At 69.7% G+C, this 22,893-nt stretch carries 16 protein-coding genes; 10 read left to right on the top strand and 6 right to left on the bottom strand.

All coding sequences use genetic code 11. The features are described 5' to 3' along the window. The first annotated feature begins 166 nt into the window (after positions 1-166). From F6W97_RS37245 to F6W97_RS37225, 5 genes are all read left to right on the top strand, one after another. Positions 167-1,153, top strand: a complete 987-nt coding sequence (locus tag F6W97_RS37245; protein WP_230687290.1) for an ABC transporter permease — start codon at positions 167-169, stop codon at positions 1,151-1,153. Further along, complete coding sequence (locus tag F6W97_RS37240) at positions 1,150-2,040, top strand: carbohydrate ABC transporter permease (protein ID WP_155375292.1); 891 nt, start codon at positions 1,150-1,152, stop codon at positions 2,038-2,040. Before F6W97_RS37245 ends, F6W97_RS37240 begins: the two co-directional genes overlap by 4 nt. Positions 2,041-2,169: 129 nt before the next feature. Beyond that, entirely contained in the window at positions 2,170-3,798 is a 1,629-nt protein-coding gene (locus F6W97_RS37235) for a type 2 periplasmic-binding domain-containing protein (protein ID WP_155375291.1), read from the top strand. Positions 3,799-3,924: 126 nt separating this feature from the next. Next, positions 3,925-6,291: a polysaccharide lyase 8 family protein gene (locus F6W97_RS37230; RefSeq protein ID WP_196279502.1), complete on the top strand. Its 2,367-nt coding sequence runs from the start codon at positions 3,925-3,927 to the stop codon at positions 6,289-6,291. A gap of 77 nt (positions 6,292-6,368) precedes the next feature. Continuing rightward, positions 6,369-7,640, top strand: a complete 1,272-nt coding sequence (locus F6W97_RS37225) for an alpha-L-fucosidase (protein ID WP_155375289.1) — start codon at positions 6,369-6,371, stop codon at positions 7,638-7,640. Between the two features lie 102 nt (positions 7,641-7,742). On the opposite strand, the gene F6W97_RS37220 is transcribed toward F6W97_RS37225, so the two are convergent. The 3 genes from F6W97_RS37220 to F6W97_RS37210 are packed head-to-tail and all read right to left on the bottom strand — an operon-like array spanning position 7,743 to position 10,857. Then, the gene (locus tag F6W97_RS37220; protein ID WP_155375288.1) at positions 7,743-8,570 is read right to left on the bottom strand and encodes a carbohydrate ABC transporter permease; all 828 of its coding nucleotides are present in this window, start codon (positions 8,568-8,570) and stop codon (positions 7,743-7,745) included. After that, positions 8,567-9,535 (bottom strand): carbohydrate ABC transporter permease, encoded by a 969-nt coding sequence (locus F6W97_RS37215; protein ID WP_196279501.1) that lies wholly within the window; start codon positions 9,533-9,535, stop codon positions 8,567-8,569. The genes F6W97_RS37220 and F6W97_RS37215 overlap by 4 nt, the downstream gene beginning before the upstream one ends. Beyond that, positions 9,535-10,857: an ABC transporter substrate-binding protein gene (locus tag F6W97_RS37210; protein ID WP_230687288.1), complete on the bottom strand. Its 1,323-nt coding sequence runs from the start codon at positions 10,855-10,857 to the stop codon at positions 9,535-9,537. The genes F6W97_RS37215 and F6W97_RS37210 overlap by 1 nt, the downstream gene beginning before the upstream one ends. 407 nt (positions 10,858-11,264) lie before the next feature. Between F6W97_RS37210 and F6W97_RS37205 the strand changes: the two genes are divergently transcribed. Further along, positions 11,265-12,713, top strand: a complete 1,449-nt coding sequence (locus tag F6W97_RS37205) for a cellulase family glycosylhydrolase (RefSeq protein ID WP_155375287.1) — start codon at positions 11,265-11,267, stop codon at positions 12,711-12,713. Between the two features lie 212 nt (positions 12,714-12,925). Next, complete coding sequence (locus F6W97_RS37200) at positions 12,926-13,546, top strand: class I SAM-dependent methyltransferase (RefSeq protein WP_155375385.1); 621 nt, start codon at positions 12,926-12,928, stop codon at positions 13,544-13,546. Positions 13,547-13,553: 7 nt separating this feature from the next. Here the strand turns inward: F6W97_RS37200 and F6W97_RS37195 are convergent, their stop codons facing one another. Together F6W97_RS37195 and F6W97_RS37190 are read right to left on the bottom strand one after the other, a co-directional pair. Beyond that, complete coding sequence (locus F6W97_RS37195; RefSeq protein ID WP_230687287.1) at positions 13,554-14,222, bottom strand: TOPRIM nucleotidyl transferase/hydrolase domain-containing protein; 669 nt, start codon at positions 14,220-14,222, stop codon at positions 13,554-13,556. Positions 14,223-14,468: 246 nt separating this feature from the next. Next, positions 14,469-15,281, bottom strand: coding sequence for a hypothetical protein (locus tag F6W97_RS37190; protein ID WP_155375286.1), 813 nt, complete (start codon positions 15,279-15,281; stop codon positions 14,469-14,471). Positions 15,282-15,964: 683 nt separating this feature from the next. On the opposite strand from F6W97_RS37190, the gene F6W97_RS37185 reads away from it, so the two are divergent. Further along, on the top strand, positions 15,965-16,606 hold the full coding sequence (locus F6W97_RS37185) for a glycoside hydrolase family 16 protein (protein WP_196279500.1): 642 nt from the start codon (positions 15,965-15,967) through the stop codon (positions 16,604-16,606). Between the two features lie 112 nt (positions 16,607-16,718). Further along, positions 16,719-17,582, top strand: coding sequence for a hypothetical protein (locus F6W97_RS37180; RefSeq protein ID WP_155375284.1), 864 nt, complete (start codon positions 16,719-16,721; stop codon positions 17,580-17,582). A 117-nt stretch (positions 17,583-17,699) separates the two neighbouring features. On the opposite strand, the gene F6W97_RS37175 is transcribed toward F6W97_RS37180, so the two are convergent. Continuing rightward, entirely contained in the window at positions 17,700-18,434 is a 735-nt protein-coding gene (locus tag F6W97_RS37175) for a phosphotransferase enzyme family protein (RefSeq protein ID WP_155375283.1), read from the bottom strand. Positions 18,435-19,008: 574 nt separating this feature from the next. On the opposite strand from F6W97_RS37175, the gene F6W97_RS37170 reads away from it, so the two are divergent. Then, the gene (locus F6W97_RS37170) at positions 19,009-22,890 is read left to right on the top strand and encodes a ThuA domain-containing protein (RefSeq protein ID WP_155375282.1); all 3,882 of its coding nucleotides are present in this window, start codon (positions 19,009-19,011) and stop codon (positions 22,888-22,890) included. Positions 22,891-22,893 lie beyond the last annotated feature (3 nt).

Below are 22,893 nucleotides of genomic sequence, written 5' to 3'. Positions count from 1 at the left end.
TCCGAAAGACTTGACTTCGATCGTGACGATCGCTCAAGATTTCACGCAACCGCAACGCCGTGCACACACGAAGTTGCAAGATCGCACATTTTCCGACGCGACGTGACATGAAATGCCTGTTCAGACAGGATGTCATGCGGTCATTGGTGGTGCGGAGAGGAGAGACATGGTGATCCTGGCGGTCGAAGACCCGCCGGCGCAGCAGCCGGCGGAACCCGCGCCTCCCGCTGCGGCCCCCCGTCCCGCGGGGACGCTCCGGCACCGGCTGCGCCGCGACGGGGTGCTGGTCGCGCTGATGATCCCGGGGATCGCCTGGCTGGTCGTCTTCCCGTACGGGGCGGCCTTCGGCAACGTGCTGGCGTTCAAGGACTACTTCCCGTTCCTGGGCGTGTGGACCTCGCCCTGGGTCGGCCTGCAGCACTTCGAGCGCCTGCTCGGCGACGACCGGTTCTGGAACGCCACGGCGAACACGGTCACCATCTCGCTGCTGCAGATCCTGTTCTTCTTCCCGGCCGCCCTCGGGCTGGCGCTGCTGCTGCACAGCATCGCCGGATCGACGGTCAAGCGCTGGGTGCAGAGCGTGGTCTACCTGCCGCACTTCCTGTCCTGGGTGATCGTGGTGGCGCTGTTCACGCAGATGCTCGGCGGCGCCGGGGTGCTCAACGGCTGGCTGGCGCAGGCCGGGCTGGATCCGGTGCAGCTCATCGGCAACGCCGAGATGTTCAAGCCGCTCGTGATCGTGCAGATGATCTGGAAGGAGTGCGGCTGGGGGACGATCATCTTCCTGGCCGCGCTGATGAACGTGGACGAGCAGCTCTACGAGGCCGCGGCGATGGACGGCTCGGGCTGGTGGCGCAGGCTGTGGCACGTCACGCTGCCGTCCATCCGGCCGGTGGTGATGCTGCTGCTGATCCTCAAGCTCGGCGAGATCCTGTCGGTCGGCTTCGAGCAGTTCTTCCTGCAGCGCGACGCGGTCGGCCCGGAGGCCGGCGAGGTGATCGACACCTTCGTGTTCTTCACCGCGTTCCAGGGCGGCGACATGGGCTACGCCGCCGCGGCCGGCCTGTTCAAGGGCCTGGTCGGCGCGGTGCTGATCTACACCGCCAACAAGGTCGCACACCGGCTCGGCGAGCAGGGGGTGTACACGCGATGAGCAACGCCCACCGCCCGGCCTGGATGGGCCGGCCCTCCCCGCTGACCACCGCGGCCAAGGCCGTCGCGATCACGGTGATCGTGGCGCTGATGGTGTTCCCGATGTGGGTCGTCGTCGCGACCAGCTTCGCGCCGCCGGAGGAGGTCGTCGCCAACGGCGGCTTCGTGATCTGGCCGTCGGAGTGGACCTCGCTGACGTACCAGCGGATCTTCGCCGCGGGCATGGTGCCGCGCGCCCTGGCCGTGTCGCTCGGGGTGACGCTGGTCGGCACGGCGCTGAGCCTGGCGCTGACCATCGGCCTGGCCTACGCCCTGTCCCGGCCGCAGGTGTTCGGCGGCAAGCCGGTGCTGCTGATGGTGCTGTTCACCTTCCTGATGCCGGCCGGGATGATCCCGCTGTTCCTGGTCGTGCAGGGCACCGGGCTGCTGAACACGTTCGGGGCGCTGTTCGCGCCGCTGCTGCTCAACGCGTTCAACCTGATCGTGATGCGGGGCTTCTTCCAGTCGGTGCCCTCCGAGCTGATCGAGGCCGCCCGCATCGACGGCGCCGGCGAGCTGCGCATCCTGCTCCGCCTGGTGCTGCCGCTGTCCAAGGCCGTCATCGCGGTGGTCGGCCTGTTTTATGCCGTGTCCTACTGGAACAACTTCTTCAACGGCGTCATCTACCTCAACGACTCCGGCATGTGGCCGATGGCCACGCTGCTGCGCTCGTTCACCAGCGGCGGCCTGACCGTGGCCGACGCGACCGGTGAGGCCGGGGCGCAGATCGCACCGGTCTCGGTGCAGATGGCGGTGGTCGTGCTGGCCACCGTGCCGATCCTGCTGGTCTACCCGTTCGTGCAGCGGTTCTTCGTCAAGGGCGTGCTGACCGGCGCCGTCAAAGCCTGACTTCTGATCCCGCGCCGTCCCGATCGGACGGTGCGACCTCCGACGCGCTGCGCGTGCCGGACATCACCTGAAATAGCGCGACCATTCCCTCGCACCACCCCTCGCAAGTCTGATGAGAGGAACCTGGGCATGACCATGTTCAACCGCCGCGCGCTGCTCAAGGCCGCGGGCGTCTCCGCCACCGCGGTCGTCGCGCCGTCCCTGCTGAGCGCCTGCTCAGGCGGCCCGGTCGCCGACGCCGGCAACGCGGGCAAGGACCTGGCCGACTGGCCGGCCTACGTGCCGTTCAGCGGCCCGACCCCGGACGCGCCCGGTGACGCCACCGGCCTGCAGCCGCTGTACAAGACGTACCCGGCGCAGCTGGCGCAGTCGGTCAAGGACAAGGTCGGCGACGGGTCCGACGTCACGGCCGTCTACCTGACCTACGGCACCCCGCCCACCCCGGTGGAGCAGAACAAGCTGTGGCAGGAGCTGAACAAGGCGCTGGGCGTCAACCTGAAGCTCACCGTCGTGCCGGCCGCCGACTGGGCCGCGAAGATCGCCACCATCACGGCGAGCGGCGACCTGCCCGACATCATCATGAGCAACGACATCCCGCGCAAGAACGAGTTCATCCTCGCCCAGTGCGCCGACCTGTCCGAGTTCCTTTCCGGCGACGCCATCAAGGCGTACCCGAACCTGGCCAACATCCCGACCGTGACCTGGCAGAAGATGGGCCGCATCGGCGGGCGCATCTACGGCGTGCCGGTCGGCCGCCCGCTGTCGCCCGGCGGCCTGCTGATCAACAAGACCGCGTTCGACGCCGCGGGCGTGCCCAAGCAGGCCACCCGCGAGCAGTTCCTCACCGGCCTCAAGGCGCTGTCCGGCAACGGCAGGTACGGCACCTCGACCTCGCAGGGCGAGCTGACCGCGTACGGCCAGGCGCTGTACTACGCGGCGTCCGAGGGTGTGAAGGGCGCCTGGGTGCGCCAGGGCGACAAGTTCGTGCCCGGCATCGCCACCGAGCAGTTCAAGGCGGCCGTGGAGACCTACCGCAAGGCCGTCGAGCAGGGTTCGTTCCACCCGGACAGCCTGTCCAAGGACACCGCCGCGGACTTCCTCAACGGCACCGTCGCCTCCAAGTTCTGGGGCTTCGGCGGGTACAGCCTGGACACCATCACGAAGATCGGCGGCCGGTTCGAGATCGACTACGCGCTGCCCTACGGCAGCGGCGCGAACTGGCAGAGCGGCGGCATCTTCGGCTTCACCGTTTTCAAGAAGGCCCCGGCCGACCGGATCAAGCTGCTGCTGCGCATCTGCGACTACCTGGCCGCGCCGTTCGGCACCAAGGAGTACGAGCTGTCGCACTACGGCATCGAGGGTGTGCACTTCACCCGCGACGCCGCGATCGGCATCAAGCCGACCGACCTGGCGACCACCACCGAGGTGCCGTCCGCGCTGGGGGTGCGCTACATCAGCGACGCGCCGTGGCCGATCTTCATCCCGGGCCAGCCGGAGGCCGCGCAGCGCCTGTACGACTTCACCAAGGCCACCCTGCCCGCCAGCGCCGCGGACCCGTCGGTCGGCCTGATCTCGGCGTCGTGGAGCAAGAACGCCGGCAACCTCAACAAGATCATCGGTGACGGCATCGCCGCGATCGGCTGGGGCCGCCGCCCCGTGTCCGACCTCGACACGATCGTCAAGGACTTCAACGCCAACGGCGGCGCGGCCGCCGCCGAGGAGTTCGCCATGGAGTACGCGGCAGCCCAGGCCGAGTAGCCCGGCCGCCACGGGGGCGCGTCGACGCAGCAAGAGCACGACAACCGGTGCCCGGCCGGACGGTTGCCCGCCGTCCGTCCGGTCCACCGCCATACCCCTCGCCTGACAAAGATGTTGGGAGCTCACATGGCACACCCGTCCCTGTCCCGCCGCCGGCTGTTGCAGGCCGCCGGCGTCACCGCCGCCGCGACCGGCGCCGGGGCCCTGCTGCCCGGCACCGCCCAAGCCGCCGACGAATACGACACCCTGCGCCTGCGCTGGCGCGACATGCTCCTGGGCACGGGCTACAACCCGGCCGACCCGCTCTACGCCGGACGCCTGGCCACCCGCGGCGCGGACGCCACGGCGTTCCGCTCGACCATGGCCCCGACCAGCGCCGCACTCTGGCCGGACCTGCCCTACACCGCCTCCAACGGCGACCAGGTCAGCGCCACCTACTCGCGCCTGAAGACCATGGCCATGGCGTACGCCCAGCCCGGCACCGGCCTCACCGGCGACGCCACGCTGGCCGCGGAGATCGTCGCGGGCCTGGACCACGTCCACGCCAACGTCTACAACGCAGCCTTCAACCCGAACAGCAACTGGTGGTGGAACACCCAGATCGGCTCCGCGCATCACCTCACCGACCTGGCCGTCATCATGTACGGCCACCTGTCGCCAGCCCAGCTGGCGAACTACACGAACACCGTGTTCCACTTCGTGCCCGACTCCCGGGTCGCGACCTACAGCGGCACCAGCACCAGCGCCAACCGGGTCGACCTGTGCCGGTCGATCCTCATGGCCGGGCTGCTGGTCAAGAACAGCGCCAAGATGACCCTGGCCCGCGACGCCCTGTCCCCGGTGTTCCCGCTCGTGACCACCAGCGACGGCTTCTACGCCGACGGCTCCTTCATCCAGCACGTGCGCCACCCGTACGCCGGCTCCTACGGCGCGGTCCTGCTCGGCGGCCTGGCCAACCTGTTCGCGCTGCTGGCCGGGTCCACCTGGGCGGTCACCGACCCGAACCGGCAGCTCGTGTTCGACGCCGTCGAGAAGACCTTCGCCCCGTTCCTGTACTGCGGACTGGTGATGGACGGCGTCTCCGGCCGCGCGATCAGCCGGGAGACCGGCGACCACGTCCGCGGTCACGGCATCATCGACTCCATCGCGGTGCTGGCCCAGGGTGCGAGCACGACCGAACGCAACCGCTGGAAGGGCCTGATCAAGGGCTGGCTCCAGCGCGACTACTTCCTGCCGTACACGAGCAACGCCAACCTCGGCGTGCCCGCGCTCGCCCGGCTCAGCGCCATCGTCGGCGACCCGGCGGTCACCGCGCTCGCCGAGCCGGTCGCGAACCGGGTCTTCCCCGCCACCGACCGGGTCACCCACCGGCGCGCGGGCTGGGCGGCGGCGCTGAGCATGAGCTCGCACCGGATCTCCTTCTACGCGTACGGCAACACCGAGAACAAGCGCGGCTGGCACACCGGCTCGGGGATGCTCTACCACTGGAAGGAGCAGACGCTCGGGCAGTACAGCGACGCCTTCTGGCCCACTGTCGACCCCTACCGGCTGCCCGGGACCACGGTGTCGGCCAAGACCCTCGCCGACGGCGCGGGCGGCGACTTCGGCGCGCCGTGCCCGACGTCGAGCTGGGTCGGCGGCGCGGGCGACGGCACGTACGCGGTGGCCGGCATGGACATCCGGGGCCTGCAGTCGACCCTGGGCGGGCGCAAGTCGTGGTTCTTCGCCGACGACGCGATCGTGTGCCTGGGCGCGGGCATCGGCTGCGCCGACGGCACCGGCGTCGAGTCGATCGTCGAGAACCGAAACCTGGGCTCGGGCGGCACGCACACCCTCACCGTCGACGGCGTGACACAGCCGTCCACCACCGGCTGGTCGGCGACCCTGACCGGGGCGGGCTGGGCCAACCTGGCCGGGTTCGCGGGGTACGTCTTCCCCGGCGGCGCGACGGTGAAGGCGTTGCGCTCGCAGCGCACCGGCTCCTGGCACGACATCAACGCGCTGATGGGCTCCACCACGCAGCACACCCGGCGTTACCTGACGCTGTGGTTCGACCACGGCGTCAACCCGTCCGGAGCGGGTTACGCCTACATCCTGCTGCCGGGCGCGGACGCCACAGCGACCGCGGCCCGCGCCGCGGACACCGGCTGGCTGCAGGTGCTCGCCAACAGCGCCGTCCAGCAGGGTGTGCGCATCGGTTCGCTGGGCTACACCGCGGTCAACTTCTTCGGCAACGGCACCGTCGGCGGCGTCTCCGCCGCCGGCCCGGCCAGCGTCATGGTCCGCGAGAGCGGGACCACGGCGACGCTGTCCATCGCCAACCCGACCCAGCAGCAGACCAGCGTCGACGTCACCTGGAACCGCGCGGTCTCCGCCGTGGTGTCCAAGGACGCCACCGTGACCGTGCTCGGCAGCGGCTCCGCACTGCAGCTGCGCGTCGACACCAGCGGCAAGAACGGCCACACCCACCAGATCACCGTGACGCTCGCCTGACCCTGGACCGTCCCGGCGGCGTCGATGCGGCCGCCGCCGGGACCCACCCGCCATCCTCGCTAGGAGCCAGCTTCACCATGGCCATGCAACCCTGGTTCACCCAGGCCAAACTCGGCATCTTCGTGCACTGGGGCGTCTACGCCGTCGACGGCGTGGCCGAGTCGTGGTCGTTCTACGCGGGCGAACTCAGCCGCGAGGAGTACCTCGCCCAGCTCGACCGGTTCACCGCCGCGAACTACGACCCCGACGCGTGGGCCGACCTGTTCACCCGCGCCGGGGCCCGCTACGCGGTGCTCACCACCAAACACCACGACGGCGTCGCGCTCTGGGACACCGACGCCACCGACCTGTCCGTGGTCAAGCGCTCGCCGGCCGGGCGGGACCTGGTCGGCCCGTACGCCGACGCGCTGCGCCGGCGCGGCCTGCACGTCGGCCTCTACTTCGCGCACAACGACTGGAGCCACCCCGACTACCCGACCGTGCGCCCGGCGCACCTGCACCGGCCGTGGGTCGACAACCGGTTCGCGATGCCGGCCCCCGGCGCGGAGGACCCGGCCGCGTTCGAGCGCTACCTGGCGCACGTCCACCGGGGACAGCTCCGGGAGCTGCTCGACCGCTACCACCCCGACCTGCTGTGGTTCGACGGCTCCTGGGAGCGCGACGAGCAGCAGTGGCGGATGGGCGAACTGGCCGCGTCGATCCGCGAGCACTCGCCGGACATCCTGCTCAACGGCCGGATGATGGGCCACGGCGACTACCTGACCCCCGAACTCGGGGTGCCGATCAACCCGCCGGACATGCCGTGGGAGCTGTGCTACACCCTCGGCGACTACTGGGGCCACCGGCCCGACGACGTCAACGTGAAATCGGTGCGCGAGCTGGTCCGGGTGTTCGCCGAGACCATCGGCGGCGGCGGCAACCTGCTGCTCAACGTGGGCCCGCGCCAGGACGGCACGTTCGTGGACGAGCACGTGCAGCGGCTGGAAGGCCTCGGCGAGTGGATCGCCCGCAACGCCGAGGCGGTCTACCCGACCGGCGCGGGCCTGCCGTACGGCCACCACTACGGCCCGTCCACGCTGTCCGCCGACCGCAGCACGCTGTACCTGTTCTGCTTCGACACGCCACGGGAGTTCGTCGAGCTGCGCGGCCTATATAACAAGGTCCGCGACATCCGCGTGCTCGGCACCGGCGAGCACCTCGGGCACCGCGTGGTCGGCGGCTTCCCGAGCCGCAACGTCCCCGGCGTGGTCCGCATCGACGCCCCCGTGACCGGCGACCCCTACGCCACTGTCCTCGCCCTGGACCTGGAGGGCGAACTCGCCCTGTACCGGGGCCACGGCGAAGGCTGACCCCGCCGCCGGTCAAGATCGCGACGATCTTGCGCGAACTGTTGCCGATACGCCCGGATCGAGTGTGTCGTCCCCACAGTTCGCGCAAGATCGTCGGGGAGGTCAGCCCTTGACGCCGGTGAGGGTGACGCCCTGGACGAAGGCCTTCTGGGCGAAGAAGAACAGCACGACGACCGGGATCATGGTGAGCATGGTGGCGGCGCTGACCAGGTGCCATTCCACGTGGTGCATGCTGCGGAAGCTGGCCAGGCCCAGGGAGACGGTCCAGTTCTGCTCGTTCTCGCTGGTGTAGAGGAGTGGGCCGTAGTAGTCGTTCCAGGCGTAGAAGAACTGGAACATGGCGGCGGCGGCGATACCGGGGCGGGCCATCGGGAGCACCACCTTCAGCAGGGTGCGCCACTCGCCCGCGCCGTCCACCCGGGCCGCGTCCAGGTACTCGTCGGGGATGGTGACGAGGAACTGGCGCAGCAGGAAGATGGAGAACGCGTCACCGGCCAGCATCGGCAGGATCAGCGGCCACAGCGACCCGGTCAGGCCCGCGTCGGCCCAGAACAGGTACAGCGGCACGGTGGTGACCTGCGGTGGCAGCATCATCATGCAGACGATCGCGACCATGGTGACCGACCGGCCGCGCCAGCGCAGCTTGGCCAGCCCGTACGCGGCGGGCACGCTGGCCAGCAGCATGAAGCCGGTGGCCAGTGCCGCGTACAGGATGGTGTTGAGCAGGTAGCGCAGCAGCGGGGCCTTGGCGAACGCCTCGGCGTAGTTCTCCGGGTGCCACGACGTCGGCCACAGCTGCGAGGTCAGCGTCTGGTCGCTGGTCATGAACGAGGTCAGCCCGAGAAACACCACGGGGGCCAGGAACATCACCGACAGCGCGATCGCCAGCGCGTGCCGGGCGACGAAGAGCAGCACGGTCCGTCGCGTCATCGGGTGAACTCCTTGAACCGGCGCAGCAGCAGCACGGTCGCGGTCATCGAGACCGCGAACAGCACCACGGCCAGCACGTTGGCGTAGCCGAGCACGTGGTAGCGGAAGCCGACCACGTACAGCCAGAGCGGATAGGTGAACGTCGAGCCCTCGGGGTAGCCGAACGTGTCGGAGATGCCGCCCCCGCCGGTGACCTGCCCGGACGCGACGCTGGCGGCGACTGCGGCCTGGGTGAAGTACTGCAGCGTGCCGATGATCCCGGTGATCGCGGCGAAGGCCAGCACCGGCGAGATGCTGGGCAGGGTGACGTACCGGAAGCGCTGCCAGCTGCCCGCGCCGTCCAGGGCGGCGGCCTCGTGCAGCTCGGCGGGCACGTCCAGCAGCGCCGCGATGAAGATCATCATCAGGTCGCCGATGCCCCACATCGCCAGCACCACCAGCGACGGCTTGGCCCAGGCCGGATCGTTGAACCACAGCGGCGGATCGGCGACGCCGAGCGCCGACAGCGCCGTGTTCACCGGTCCGGTGCCCGGCTTGAGCAGCAGCACGAACGCGAGCGTCGCGGCGACCGGCGGGGCGAGCGCGGGCAGGTAGAACAGCGTCCGGTACACGCCGCGGGCCCGCTTGACCTGGTTGAGCAGCAGCGCGGTGAGCAGCGCCCCGAGCATCCGCATGGGCACCATCACCACGACCAGCCACAGCGTGTTCTTGGCCGCCCGGACCACGTTGTCGTCCTCGAACAGGAAGCGCCAGTTGTCCAGCCCGACCCACTCCGGTGCCTGGATCAGGTTGAACCGGGTGAACGAGAAGTACACCGCCGACACCAGCGGGTAGACCAGGAACAGCATGAGGCCCGCGAGGGTGGGGGCGACGAAGGCGTACGGCGTCAGCCGCCGCCGCAGCCGCCTGAGCCTGGGGGAGGGGGTGCGGGACGGACCCGCACCCCCGAGCAGCGGCAGCGACATCAGCCGGCCAACTTGACGAGGTTGTCGATCTGCTGGTCCACCTTCTTCAACCCGCCGGCCAGGTCGGTCGCCGTGCCGGCCTGATAGGACTGCAGGAACCCGGACAGCTCCTCCTGGTACGCCGCCCCGATCGCGCTCGGCGGGGTGGTGACCGTGGCGGGGTGGGCGAAGATGTCCAGGAACACCTGGAACTCCGGGTCCACCACCAGGTCCTTGCTGGTCAACGCGTCGGTCGTGCTGGGCACGTTGCGGATGCCGTTGCTCAGCTTCACGATGGCGTCGGTCTCGGTGGTCAGGAAGCGCACCAGGGCCCAGGCCGCCTCGTTGTTCTTCGCGGTACGCGACACCCCGATCACGTTGCCGGTGACGTAGCCGCCGCCGTAGCGGGCCGGGTCGGCCACCGGCAGCGGCGCGACGCCGAACGACACGTCCTTGGCCTGGTCGCGCAGGAACGCCATGCGCCACTCGCCGTCCACGTTCATGGCGACCTTGCCCTTGTGGAAGGCATTGTCGGCGGACCACTCGTCGCCCAGGCCGGCCCGGAACTTCTCCAGCTTGTCGTAGCCGTACCAGTCGACCAGGTCCTTCTGCCAGCGGACCAGCTCCTGCCACTTCGGGTCGCTGCCGATGGCCGAGGTGCCGTCGTTGTTCAGCCAGTTCGCGCCGACCATCGGGGCCAGGTGCGACGGGGAGTTCTCGTAGAAGCCGAACGACGGCAGGAAGCCGGCCCGTTCGATGGTGCCGTCGGGTTTGCGCACCGTCAGCTTCTTGGCCAGCTCGGTCAGCTCGGCCAGGGTCTTCGGCGGCCCGGCGACACCGGCCTCGGCGAAGATCGCCTTGTTGTAGTACAGCCCGTACACGTCGGCGAGGAACGGCATGGCGCACCGCTTGCCCCGGAACTCCGTGTAGGACCGGATCACCTCGGGGTAGCGCTTCAGGTCGACCCCGTCGCGCTGCAGGTACGGCGTCAGGTCGGTCCAGGCGCCGGAGGAGCAGAACTTGCCGACGATGTCGGTGGAGTAGCTCAGGCCGACGTCGGGTCCCTGGCCCGCGCCGATGGCCTGCAGCATCTTGGTGTCGTCCTGGCCGCCCTTCACGGTGACCTTCACCTTGGGGTGCTTGGCCTCGAAGTCCTTGACGATCTCGGCGATCGCGTTCGCCTCGCGGTCGGTGAAGAAGTGCCAGAGCTCGACCTCGCCCGACGCCTCGACGCCGGGACTGGCCAGGGGCGCGGGCTGCTCGCCGGGCGTGCAGGCGGCGGTGGCCAGCAGGCCTGCCGTCAGCACGGTCAGCAGCAGCCGGGATCTATTGGTGGTGAACACTTTTGGCTCCTTCACTGTCGATCGACACCGCGCCGGGGGTCAGGGCGCGCGGCGGCACGGCGGCCTCCCCCGAGGGCCACAGCACTGTTAGGAAGACTGACTAACTAATGCGTCGAGGATCGAGCGTGCGAGCACCGCTGTCAACACCCGGCAAGGGCCTGTTCGCCGGCCGCGGGCGACCACGAGTCCGATATGGAGCGCTGAGTTTCCCGCCCGGTCAACCATCGTGGCTGGTGAAGGTTGATTTAAGCGATCATTAAGTCGCTTCGGCTTGACTGCCCACCATCGATAAACTTAGGGTGTCAATAGTAAGTTAGTTTTCCTAACAGATGTGCGGCCGCCGTTTAGCGCCGTACCTCGTCTGTGCCACCGACCACGTCCGCCGACGACGCCCCGTGGAGGCGCGCATGTCACAAAAATTGAGAAACGTCCTGGTCGCCGGTGCGGTGTCCGTGCTGGCGGCGGTGTCGCTGGCCGTCGCCGTCGGCTCCGCGAGCGCGGCGACCACGCCCACCGCCACCTTCACGAAGGTGTCCGACTGGGGCTCCGGATTCGAGGGCCGCTACACCATCACCAACGGCGGCAGCAGCACCATGAACTCCTGGCAGGTGTCGTTCACCCTGCCCGCCGGCACCAGCATCAGCTCGCACTGGGACGCCGCCCGCTCGGGCAGCGGGCAGCAGGTCGTCTTCGCCAACCTGTCCTGGAACGGCACGCTCGCCCCCGGCGCCTCGGTTGTCTTCGGCTTCATCGGCGCGGGCTCCGGCAGCCCCACCGGCTGCCTGCTCAACGGCCAGCCCTGCGCGGGCGGCACGCAGCCCAGCCCGTCGGCCTCGTCGCCGCGCCCGCCGTCCCCGTCCGCCTCGCCCTCGAAGCCGCCGTCGCCCTCGGCCAGCCCGAGTCCCAGCCCGACCGCGAACCCCGGCACGCCCGTGGCCGCCAACGGGCAGCTGCGGGTATGCGGGCGGCAGCTGTGCAACAAGAACGGCAAGGCCGTCCAGCTGCGCGGCATGAGCACGCACGGCATCCAGTGGTACGCGAACTGCGCGACCGCGGGTTCGCTGGACGTGCTGGCCAACGAGTGGAAGGCCGACGTGCTGCGCATCTCCATGTACATCCAGGAGGACGGCTACGAGACCGACCCGCGCCGGTTCACCGACCTGGTGCACGACTACATCGAGCTGGCCACCGCCCGCGGCATGTACGCCATCGTCGACTGGCACATGCTCGACCCCGGTGACCCGAACTACAACCTGGCCCGCGCGAAGACCTTCTTCGCCGAGATCGCCCAGCGGCACGCCAACAAGGTCAACGTGCTGTACGAGATCGCCAACGAGCCCAGCGAGGTCAGCTGGTCGGCCATCAAGAGCTACGCCGACCAGGTCATCCCGGTGATCCGCCAGCGCGACCCGGAGGCCGTGGTGCTCGTCGGCACGCCCGACTGGTCCTCGCTGTCGGTGTCCGGAGACGGCAACGGCGTCGCCACCATCACCGCCAACCCGGTCACCGCCGGCAACCTGATGTACGTCTTCCACTTCTACGCCGCCTCGCACGGCAACGTGTACTACAACACCTTCGCCCAGGCCGTGGACACCCTGCCGATGTTCGTCACCGAGTTCGGCACCCAGCAGGCCACCGGCGACGGCCCGAACGACTTCACCAACGCCCAGCGCTACCTGGACCTGATGGCCGCCAAGAAGGTCAGCTGGACCAACTGGAACTACTCCGACGACTTCCGCTCCGGCGCCGTCTTCACCACCGGCACCTGCGCCACCGGCCAGTTCTCCGGCACCACCCGCCTCAAGCCCGCCGGCACCTGGATCCGAGACCGCATCCGCACCCCCGACGACTTCTGACCACCCCACCCACCCCACGATCGCGTTGATCATGAACTTATGGCACGGCTCGACGGCGTGTCGCCGCCACAACTTCATGATCAACGCGGCTGGGCGGGGGGTTTGGTTTGCTGGAACGGCAAGGTTGTTTGCGGGTGGGTGGGGTGGGCGGGAAGGTGGTCGCGGAGGTGGTCACCGTGACCGACGCGCAGACGCAACACCCGATCGAGATCATGTTCACCGCGGAGTTCTGGGACGAGCGATACGGCTCGACCGACCGGGTCTGGAGCGGCAACCCGAACCCGCACCTGGTCACCACCGTCGCCGCGCTCAAGCCGGGCGACGCGCTCGATGTCGGCAGTGGTGAGGGCGCCGACGCGATCTGGCTCGCCGCCCAGGGCTGGCGGGTCACCGGAGTCGACGTGTCCACCGTGGCACTGCGCCGCGCGGCGGACGCCGTCACCGCACAGGGCGGGCAGCTCGCCGAACGGATCACCTGGCAGCAGGCCGACGTCCTGTCCTGGGACCCCGCGCCGGCCCGGTACGACCTGATCTCGGCGCAGTTCATGCACATGCCCCGCCCCGCGCTGGAGGCGCTGCACCGCCGCCTGGCCGCCGCCGTACGCCCCGGCGGGACGCTGCTCATCGTCGGCCATCACCCGTCCGACCTCGACACCACCATCGGCCGCCCCCGTCTGCCGGAACTGATGTTCACGGCCGAGCAGGTCGCGGCCACGCTGGACGAACGCGACTGGGAGATCCGCACCGAGACGCCCGGTCGCGAGGTCACCGACCCCGACGGCAACCCGGTCACCATCCACGACGCCGTGCTGACGGCGGTCCGCCGCCGCTGAGCCGAGCTCAGCCGGTCTGGTCGAGCAGCGCGGCGAGCGGCCGGGGCAGGGCGTCACGATCCGTCGCCGCCTCGGTCAGCAGCCGCGCATAACGCAGGTTGCGGCGCGAGCCGGCGCGCAGGAACCGCCACATCTGCCGCTCGGGCTCCCGGCCCCGCCAGGCAGGCTGGCTCTGCAGCGAGCGGAACGACCCCAGATCGCCCTGGGAGTCGAACAGGGCTTCGACCGCGGTGGCGCCGACCGCGCGGATGAGCTCCTGTTCGAGGTCGTCGACGCAGACGTGAAACCCGACCTCGGCCATGTCTGCGCGGGTACGCGGCGAGCCGACCCGTGCGGCGACCAGCGCGCGCCGGAAGACCTCCTCCTCGCGCACGTCGCACAGGCCGGCCAGGCGCAGCTCGGCGGCCAGCGGACCCAGCTCGGCCAGGAACCGGCCGATCGCGTGCGCACCGCCGATCGGCACGATCACGACGCGCTCCGCGCCGAGATCCCGGCCGCGTCCGGCCGCGGCCGCCTCCACGGCGATCTGGTCGCTGAGACCCTCGACCAGGATCAGCCCCGCCGCGTCGGCGATCTTCGCCCACGCGGCGGCCAGCGCCCGCGTCGTGGCGTCGGGGCCGCTGTCGTAGCCGTCCAGCGCCCGGCGGGCGAGCTCACGGCGTCGGGCGAGATCCATGGTGGGGTTCCGTCGTCTGGTGATGGTCGGGCGCTCGGCGATCCGCTCGCGTGCCATCGAAACGCCGGTCAGGCGCAGGATCGCCGAACCCGGCGGATCCTGGCCATCATCGTCGCGGCGTCTGGTGATGACAACCTGTTTACGCACCCGTGCCGTGGCGACTCCGCCCGGCGCTCCCGGGGTCGGACTCGCCACTCGCACCGCGGCTCCCCCGGGACTCGGCCGAGTCGCGGGGGAGCGATGGTGTCAGGGGGTGGCGGCGGGGAAGTTCTTCACCGGGCACGTGTTCGGGGTCGCCGGGTCCACCAGCTTCAACGCGTGCGCGATCCCGTCGGCGGGCACCTGCGGCAGCTCGGGTTCCCGGTCGTCGACGAGCACCAGGGCATGCCATCCGGTGACGGTGGGCGTGTACTTCGTACACCCGTCGACGACCGCCACCGACTGGCCGGACGCCGCCGCGGTCCGGTTGCGGACGTAGGTGGACGGGGTGCCCGCCGTGCTCCTGATCAGATACAGGTGCTGTCCCGCGGTGGGCGTGGAGGCCCAGAAGGCCTGACCCGCGGTGAGCCACATGTCGGCGATGGAGACGATGTCGTCGTCAGGGAGGACCGCGAAGGCGAGGTCCGGATCGGAGGCCCCCGTGCTGCCCGGATGCGTGATCGCCGGAAGCACGATCGAGGTCGCCCCGGTCTGGCGCTGCACCGAGTAGGTCCCCGACCCACTGTAGGCCGTGACCGTCGCCAGATAGCGGCCGAGCGGCCGGAAGCCGCTGTTGGAGTTGACCGCGATGAAGTCCGTGCGGCCGGCGCCCTGCGTGCTGGTGCCCAGGGCGACACCGCCGCCGGAGAGCGCGAGGTCGAAGTCGGCGCTGCTCGGTGACTGCAGCGCCACCACCGACCAGTAGGTGTTGGTGGTGCTGTAGTTGTACGACTCCGGCGTGCTCGACAGGGTGACCGAGTCGTTGGACAGCGGCACGGAGGCCGCGGCGACGCCTGGCATGGCCAGCACGAGCAGGCCGGCGGCGGCAGCGGAAAGGACGGAGATACGACGAGGGGACACGGTTCCTCCACGGGGGTGATCACCGCGACGGTAGCGTCAATCGGCCTCTGCAGGCTGTCGGGTAGCCGATCAAGCGGGGAGCACTCCGGCCGGGCCGTCCAGCTCGAATCAGGCTTGCCACCAGCGCCGATCATCGACGTGAATGGACGTGAGCTACTACCGCCGGTCAACGATCATCGAACGTCCTGGCCCGGCCGGCCTTCACGAGGTGCCGAATCGTTGCGCGTTGCCACGTCGGCAGGACCGATGTGGGCGGAGAACCTGGCTCGGCTCGACTCACTACAAATAGTCTCTCTCTCGTCGCTCACCGTCGATATCGCCGTATCGCGGTGCGCCCCGTGCTGCCCACTCGCACTGAGGAGATGCCCATGGCCGTCCACGGAAAGCCACTGCTCCGCGTAGCCGCAATGATCACCGTCAACGCGTTGGCCGTCGCCATGCTTCTCGCATGCAGTGGCATTCGAGGCAACCCGGATCCACCGGCCGGCACCGCCACTTCGGATGGCTCCGCGGTCCCGCCCACCCCGACGGACGCCGGCGCCTCGGCACCGGCCGGCCCTCCGACGACGGCACCGGCCAGCCCTCCGACGACCGTTACATCCTCGCCGCCGGCGCCGCCGGTGCCGCCCAAGACGTCGCGGCCGCCGGAGCAGAGCAGTCCCGCGCCAGTCCGGTGGAGCCTGGTGCAGAGCGACGAGTTCAACGGCACCGCCCTCGACACCGGCAAGTGGGGCGTTTACCACGATCCGTATGGCAACCACCCCCGGGTACGGGAGGCTGTCGCGGTTCGCGACGGCGAGCTGCGGATCACCGGCGCGATTCGCGACGGCCGCGACGTCTCAGGTGGCATCGCTTCGCGGGTCAACCAGCTGTACGGCAGGTGGGAGGTGCGGTTGAGGGTCGACCGGGGCGCCGGCTACAACGGCGTGGCGCTGCTGTGGCCCAAGTCGGAGCAGTGGCCGGAGGACGGCGAGATCAACATGATCGAGGTCAACAAGGGCGAGCGCGCGACCGGGCTCAACTACCTGCACAACAAGACCAAGACCAATAAGCAGGACCAGCTGGTACGAGCGGACTTCACCAGCTGGCACACCGTCGCGGTGGACTGGCTGCCGGGCCGGGTGATCTTCTATCTCGACGGCCGGCAGACCTGGTCGGTGCCGAACGCCACCGCGAGTGCCTCCCTCGTGCCAAGCACCTCGCCCATGCATCTCGCGCTCCAGCTGGACAAAGGCTGCGACAGTTTCACCCCCTGCCGCGATGGCGGCACGCCGGCAGAGGTGACGCTCCACGTTGACTGGATCAAGATCTATGCCCGCGCCTGACCCCGCCCCCGCACCCAGCCCTGACGACACCGCGGGCGAGTCGGCACCGCGGCGCCGGACCGCGGCAGCCGCCGTCGAGCACGCGCTCAGAGAGAACGTTCGGCTCCGGCACGTGTTGGCAGTCGGCCTGGCCGCGGCACTCGGGTCGGCGATCCTTCTCTCGTACCAGATCATCCCGAGCTGGGCCCGGATATCGATCTTCTTCGTGGGCCTGGCCGTGGTGCCGCTCGTCTGGCTGCTCGGCAGACTTCGGCGGCGCGGCCCCGCTGCGGACCCGGCCGGGCCGGATCCTCAGCCCGACCGGCCGACCACCAAACAGCGTCTCAAGGAGTCCATCAACATAGTGGCAGTGGTCGTGACACTCTTCCAGCTGCCGGACGCGGCCGAGACCTTCTTCGGAAGCAAGCCCGACCCCGACTGCGGTGTACTCGACGGCCGGCAGGTCGACCAGGTGGACCTGACCCGGATCGATCAGCGTGTCGACCCGCCGCTGACTTTCGCCACGTCGATTCGATACGGGCTGGAGATGGGTGGGAACGGCCGGCTGACCATCGCGTCCGCGGGAGTGATCAACGGCGAGGCTCCCGCCGGCCAATCGATCTACCTCGTGGGCAGCGCGCAGCGGGACTCGGTCGACACCTTCGGAACCCGGGTGCGCGAGGAGCGCTACTTTCCCGCCTATGAGCTGGAGAGCGGCTGCTGGAAGGTACCCCGGCACCCGATCGCCTACGAGGGAGCCTGCGGCATCGAGTTCCGCTACTTCATCACCCTCGTCCCCGACCGGACCGCTGACGAGTTCGCGAAGTACGTCAAGAACCACGCCGGCGGCTACTCGGGCCCGAACCACGGCTTCGGCACCAAGACACTGCGCGACGAGTTCGGCGCCGATCTCCTCGCCTACTGGCGGGTCCCCACCCGATACTCGCAGGCCTGCAAGGACGCGAAGTACGTCACGCCGCCGACTGCCGCCACCTAGTCAGTCGAGTCCGGGGCTGCAACCTGCCTACGCTGACGATTCGCGCGCCATAGTCGCGCGAATCGTCAGCCGAGGTCCGCGGTCGAGCACCGATGGCCCAGGTCCTCGAAAGTGTTCTCAGACCGCTCTGACTTCGGCGAGCCGCCTGACTGCGTACTCGTCGTCCCAGCAGACGGCGGCTTCCCACGCGGCCGACGCCTGCGCGGCGATGTCGTGCGCGATGTCGTCGAGGTCGGCGGCGTTGTCTGGCAGCACTAGGTCGAGGTCGGGGACGTCGACGTGCGTCTCGTCCCAGTCGATCAGCGCGACCTGATCCGCGGTCATGCGGACGTTGCCAGGGTTCTGCGGGTTGCCGTGGACGACGCATGTCGGACGCCCGGTGAGCCGCGCCCAAGCTGCTCGGCATCGAGCGACGGACTCCGGGGGCATCGCACCGAGGTCGATCCTCGTCCCGGTCTCGACGTGCAGGAGGTCGGTCGACGATCGCCACCCGGGGCGCTGCGGCCAGCCCTGCGTCAACCGGTGCAGCTCGCGCAGCGTGCCGGCCACGCGATGCCAGTCGGCCTGCGTCTCGGGCGGCCCGCCGTCCACGTAGGTCATCACCACCAGGCCGTCGGCGAACAGCCGGCCGTCCGTGGTCGGGATCGGGACCGGCACGGTCAGACCTTCGCGGTCGAGGTATCGGAGCAGCTCGGTCTCCCAGGCGAGATCGGCATCGCTGCGGGTGCCGAGACGGCCGACCGCGCGGCGCCCGTCGACGCGCACGCTCCACACGTCGTTGGCGACTCCGCCGGCGAGCGGCTCGATGCGAGCGACGTTGTCACCCCACTGCCCCAGTGTCTCCCAGCCCATTCGCCGCATCTTAGAAGGTTCCGGACGGCACTGTCCCCGGCTGGTGCGAGCACCCGTCGAGTCGCCAGGGCTTTGGTGTGCCGTGGGCGCATCGCCGAACGTCAGTGCCGAGGTGAGCGGGAACGGTGGTATCCAGCCCGTGGGAACCCCGCACGGTCGGCACGCGATGAGACTTCACAACGACGAAATTGTCTGTTTAACTGTCTGCAATAGACGGGAGAGCGCTCTCCCGCCGGGTCGACCGGGGGAGGAGGTGAAGGCCCACGCCCTCGATCGTGGCTCGCTGGAGACCACTCACGACAGGCAGTGCGGTTGCGGCAGCCGGCATGCGGCACCTCTCGACTTCGGTGAAGCGAGAGATGGTCCGATCCCGACACCGCAGCCGGACCGGTGCGAACCACACCACAGCAGAGCGCTCGTTCGACCCTCCACTTTGCGGGCGAGCGCGGCACCACCCATCGAGTTGTAACCCAGCCTGAGGCCGACCGTGCCACGGTGCGGCCGACGGCTGGTCATCCAGACGTGATCGGCGCACGTCTTCATTGTTCTTCCACGGAAGAGGTGCCAACCGATCATGTTCCTTCGCAGAGTGCTGCTCTGTGTCACCATCGTGCTGGCCGGGGTCGGCTTCAACGGCGCCCCTGCGCAGGCCGCCCCTGACTTCACGGTGCTGGTCTTCAGCAAGACCGCGGGGTTCCGGCACGACTCGATCCCGGTGGGGACCACCGCGATCCAGCAGCTCGGCACGCAGAACAACTTCGCAGTCGAGGCGACCGAGGACGCCACCCAGTTCAACGACGCCAACCTGGCCAGATTCAAAGCCGTGATCTGGCTGTCCACCACCGGCGACGTGCTCGACGCCACCCAGCAGGCCGCGTTCGAGCGCTACGTCCGCGCCGGCGGCGGGTACGTCGGCGTGCACGCAGCCTCGGACACCGAGTACGACTGGCCCTGGTACGGCAGCCTGGTGGGCGCGTACTTCGCCAGCCACCCGGCTATCCAGCCTGTCACGGTGCGCATCGAGGACACGGCCCACCCGTCCACCGCCGGCCTGCCGGCGAACTGGAACCGGACCGACGAGCTGTACAACTACCGCACCAACCCGCGCTCGTCGGTGCACGTGCTGGCCAACCTGGACGAGTCCACGTACACCGGCGGCAGCATGGGCGCCGACCACCCGATCTCGTGGTGCCGCGCCTACGACGGCGGACGCTCGTGGTACACCGGCCTCGGGCACACCCAGGAGAGCTTCAGCGAGGCCAACTTCCGCACCCACCTGCTCGGCGGCATCCGGTACGCGGCCCAGGGCACCGGGAACTGCACGGTCGGCGGGCCTCCGCCGGTCGGCACGTTCAACCAGGTGACGCTGGCCAAGGGCGCGGCCGAGACGGGCGAGCCGATGGGCCTGACCGTGCTGCCGAACCGGGGTGTGCTGCACACCTCCCGCGACGGCGTCGTCCGGTACACCGACGTCAACGGCAACACCAAGATCGCGATGACGCTCCAGGTGTACACCCACGACGAGGAGGGTCTGCAGAGCATCAAGGCCGACCCGAACTTCGCCACCAACCGGTGGGTGTACCTCTACTACGCGCCCCCGCTGAGCACCCCGGGCGGCGACTCCCCGGCGACCGGCACCGCGGCACAGTTCGCCCCGTTCAACGGCTCGAACAAGCTGGCCCGGTTCACGGTGCGCGACGACCACACGATCGACCCGGCGTCGCAGGTCACGATCCTCGACGTGCCGACCAGCCGGGGGCAGTGCTGCCACGTCGGCGGTGACATCGACTTCGACGCGGCCGGCAACCTGTACCTGTCCACCGGCGACGACACCAACCCGTTCGACTCGGGCGGCTCCGCGCCGATCGACGAGCGGGCCGACCGCAACCCGGCGTTCGACGCGCAGCGCACCGCGGGCAACAGCAACGACCTGCGGGGCAAGGTGCTGCGGATCAAGCCGGGCGCGACCGGCGGCTACACCATCCCGGCCGGCAACATGTTCGCGCCGGGCACGCCCAACACCAAGCCCGAGGTGTACGCCATGGGCTTCCGCAACCCGTTCCGGATGAGCGTGGACAAGGCGACCGGGGTCGTCTACCTCGGTGACTACGGCCCCGACGGCGGCGCCGACCCGAACCGCGGACCGGCGGGCACGGTGGCGTTCGAGCGGATCACGCAGCCGGGCAACTTCGGCTGGCCGTACTGCTCCAACTACAACACCCCCTACCACGAGTACACGTTCCCCAGCGGCCCGTCGACCGGTCTGTTCAACTGTGCCGGCGGCCCGACCAACAACTCGCGCAACAACACGGGCATCACCACCCTCCCGCCGTCGCAGGCCGCCTGGCTGCCCTACGGCGGCGCGGGACCCTGGCGGCCCGAGCTGGGCGGCGGCGGCCCGATGGGCGGCCCGGTCTACAACTTCAACCCGGCGCTGGTCTCCGACGTGAAGTTCCCGGCCTCCTACCACGGCAAGGCGATCCTCGGCGAGTTCACCAGCCGCTGGATCAAGGCGGCCACGATCAACGCCAACGGCACCGCCGGCGCGATCGAGCCCATTCCGTGGTCCGGGACCGCGATCATGGACCTGGAGTTCGGGCCGGACGGCGCCCTGTACGTGCTCGACTACGGCACGACCTGGTTCGGCGGCGACGCCAACTCGGCCGTCTACCGCATCGAGTACAACAGCGGCGGCAACCGGGCGCCGATCGCCCAGGCCGCGGCGAACCCGTCCACCGGCGCAGCGCCGCTGACCGTGCAGTTCAGCTCGGCCGGCAGCAACGACCCGGACGGCGACGCGATCACCTACGCCTGGGACTTCACCAGCAACGGCAGCACCGACTCCACCGCGGCCAACCCGACGTTCACCTACGCGGCCAACGGCGAGTACACCGCGACGCTGACGGTGCGGGACACGGGCGGCCGGACCTCGACGGCAAGCATCGTCGTCGGCGTCGGCCGGCCCGGGATCCAGATCATCGGCCCGGCCAACGGCACGGTGTTCCAGTTCGGCGACCTGGTTCCCTACGAGGTGCGGGTCACCGACCCGAACGCCGGCACGATCGACTGCAACCGGGTCGTGCTCAACTACGTCCTGGCCCACGACAGCCACGGACACCCCATCACCAGCAAGACCGGCTGCACCGGGTCGATCCAGACCACGGTGGACGGCGAGCACGACGCGGCCGCGAACATCTTCGGGGTGCTCGCCGCCGTGTACACCCCGCCGACCGGGACCGCGGTCCAGGCCCAGCACGTGCTGCAGCCGCGGACCCGGCAGGCCGAGCACTTCAACACGATGAACGGCGTCCAGATCGCCGCCAAGGCCAGCGCGCACGGCGGCAACGCCGTCGGCTACATCGAGAACGGCGACTGGATCTCCTTCACGCCGTACAACCTGACCGGCGTCACCGGTTTCAAGGCGCGGGTCGCCTCGGCCGGTGTCGGTGGCACGCTGACCGTGCGGGTCGGCTCGCCCACCGGCACGGTCGTGTCCACGGTGCCGGTCGCGCCGACCGGCAGCTGGGAGACCTGGGCCGACGTGACCGGCACGGTGACCGTGCCGACCGGAACGCAGCAGCTGTACCTGGTGTTCACCGGCGCCGCCACCGGCTCGCTGTTCGACATCGACGACTTCACCTTCACCTCCGGCGGCACCCAGCCGCCGGTGGGGAACAACCTCGCGCTGAACCGTCCGGCGACGGCGTCGAGTGTCGAGGGTGCCTACGTGGCGTCGGGGGCGGTCGACGGTTCGCTGACCACCCGGTGGAGCAGTGCGTTCGCCGATCCGCAGTGGATTCAGGTCGACCTCGGTCAGTCGTACGCGATCAACCGGGTGAAGTTGACCTGGGAGGCGGCGTTCGGTTCGGCGTACCAGATCCAGACCTCGGCCGACGGCACGACCTGGACGACGGCGCGTTCGGTCACCGGTGGTGACGGCGGGGTCGACGACAACACCGGGCTGACGGCCACCGGCCGGTACGTGCGGATCAACGGCACGGCCCGTGGCACCGGATTCGGGTACTCGCTGTTCGAGTTCGAGGTCTACGGTGGCGGCACGCCGCCCCCGTCGACCAGCAACCTCGCGCTCAACCGGCCGGCCACCGCATCCAGCGTGGAGGGCGCCTTCGTGGCGACGGCCGCGGTGGACGGTTCGCTGACCACCCGTTGGGGCAGCGCGTTCGCCGATCCGCAGTGGATTCAGGTCGACCTCGGCCAGTCGTACGCGATCAACCGGGTGAAGTTGACCTGGGAGGCGGCGTACGGTTCGGCGTACCAGATCCAGACCTCGGCCAACGGCACGACCTGGACGGCGGTGCGTTCGGTCACCGGCGGCAACGGCGGCGTCGACGACAACACGGCGCTCGCGGCCGCCGGCCGGTACGTGCGGATCAACGGCACGGCCCGCGGCACCGCGTACGGCTACTCGCTGTTCGAGTTCGAGGTCTACAGCTGATCG

It is taken from the genome of Catellatospora vulcania (assembly GCF_009720385.1).
Taxonomy (GTDB): Bacteria; Actinomycetota; Actinomycetes; order Mycobacteriales; family Micromonosporaceae; genus Catellatospora; species Catellatospora vulcania.
Note: the sequence above shows the minus strand (reverse complement) of the source record. Positions and strands in the feature narration are given on the sequence as shown.

Coding starts and splice junctions, on each gene's coding strand:
- F6W97_RS37245 (WP_230687290.1), top strand. CDS start 167: ATGGTGATCCTGGCGGTCGAAGACCCGCCGGCGCAGCAGCCGGCGGAA.
- F6W97_RS37240 (WP_155375292.1), top strand. CDS start 1,150: ATGAGCAACGCCCACCGCCCGGCCTGGATGGGCCGGCCCTCCCCGCTG.
- F6W97_RS37235 (WP_155375291.1), top strand. CDS start 2,170: ATGACCATGTTCAACCGCCGCGCGCTGCTCAAGGCCGCGGGCGTCTCC.
- F6W97_RS37230 (WP_196279502.1), top strand. CDS start 3,925: ATGGCACACCCGTCCCTGTCCCGCCGCCGGCTGTTGCAGGCCGCCGGC.
- F6W97_RS37225 (WP_155375289.1), top strand. CDS start 6,369: ATGGCCATGCAACCCTGGTTCACCCAGGCCAAACTCGGCATCTTCGTG.
- F6W97_RS37220 (WP_155375288.1), bottom strand. CDS start 8,570: ATGACGCGACGGACCGTGCTGCTCTTCGTCGCCCGGCACGCGCTGGCG.
- F6W97_RS37215 (WP_196279501.1), bottom strand. CDS start 9,535: ATGTCGCTGCCGCTGCTCGGGGGTGCGGGTCCGTCCCGCACCCCCTCC.
- F6W97_RS37205 (WP_155375287.1), top strand. CDS start 11,265: ATGTCACAAAAATTGAGAAACGTCCTGGTCGCCGGTGCGGTGTCCGTG.
- F6W97_RS37200 (WP_155375385.1), top strand. CDS start 12,926: ATGTTCACCGCGGAGTTCTGGGACGAGCGATACGGCTCGACCGACCGG.
- F6W97_RS37195 (WP_230687287.1), bottom strand. CDS start 14,222: ATGGATCTCGCCCGACGCCGTGAGCTCGCCCGCCGGGCGCTGGACGGC.
- F6W97_RS37175 (WP_155375283.1), bottom strand. CDS start 18,434: ATGGGCTGGGAGACACTGGGGCAGTGGGGTGACAACGTCGCTCGCATC.
- F6W97_RS37170 (WP_155375282.1), top strand. CDS start 19,009: ATGTTCCTTCGCAGAGTGCTGCTCTGTGTCACCATCGTGCTGGCCGGG.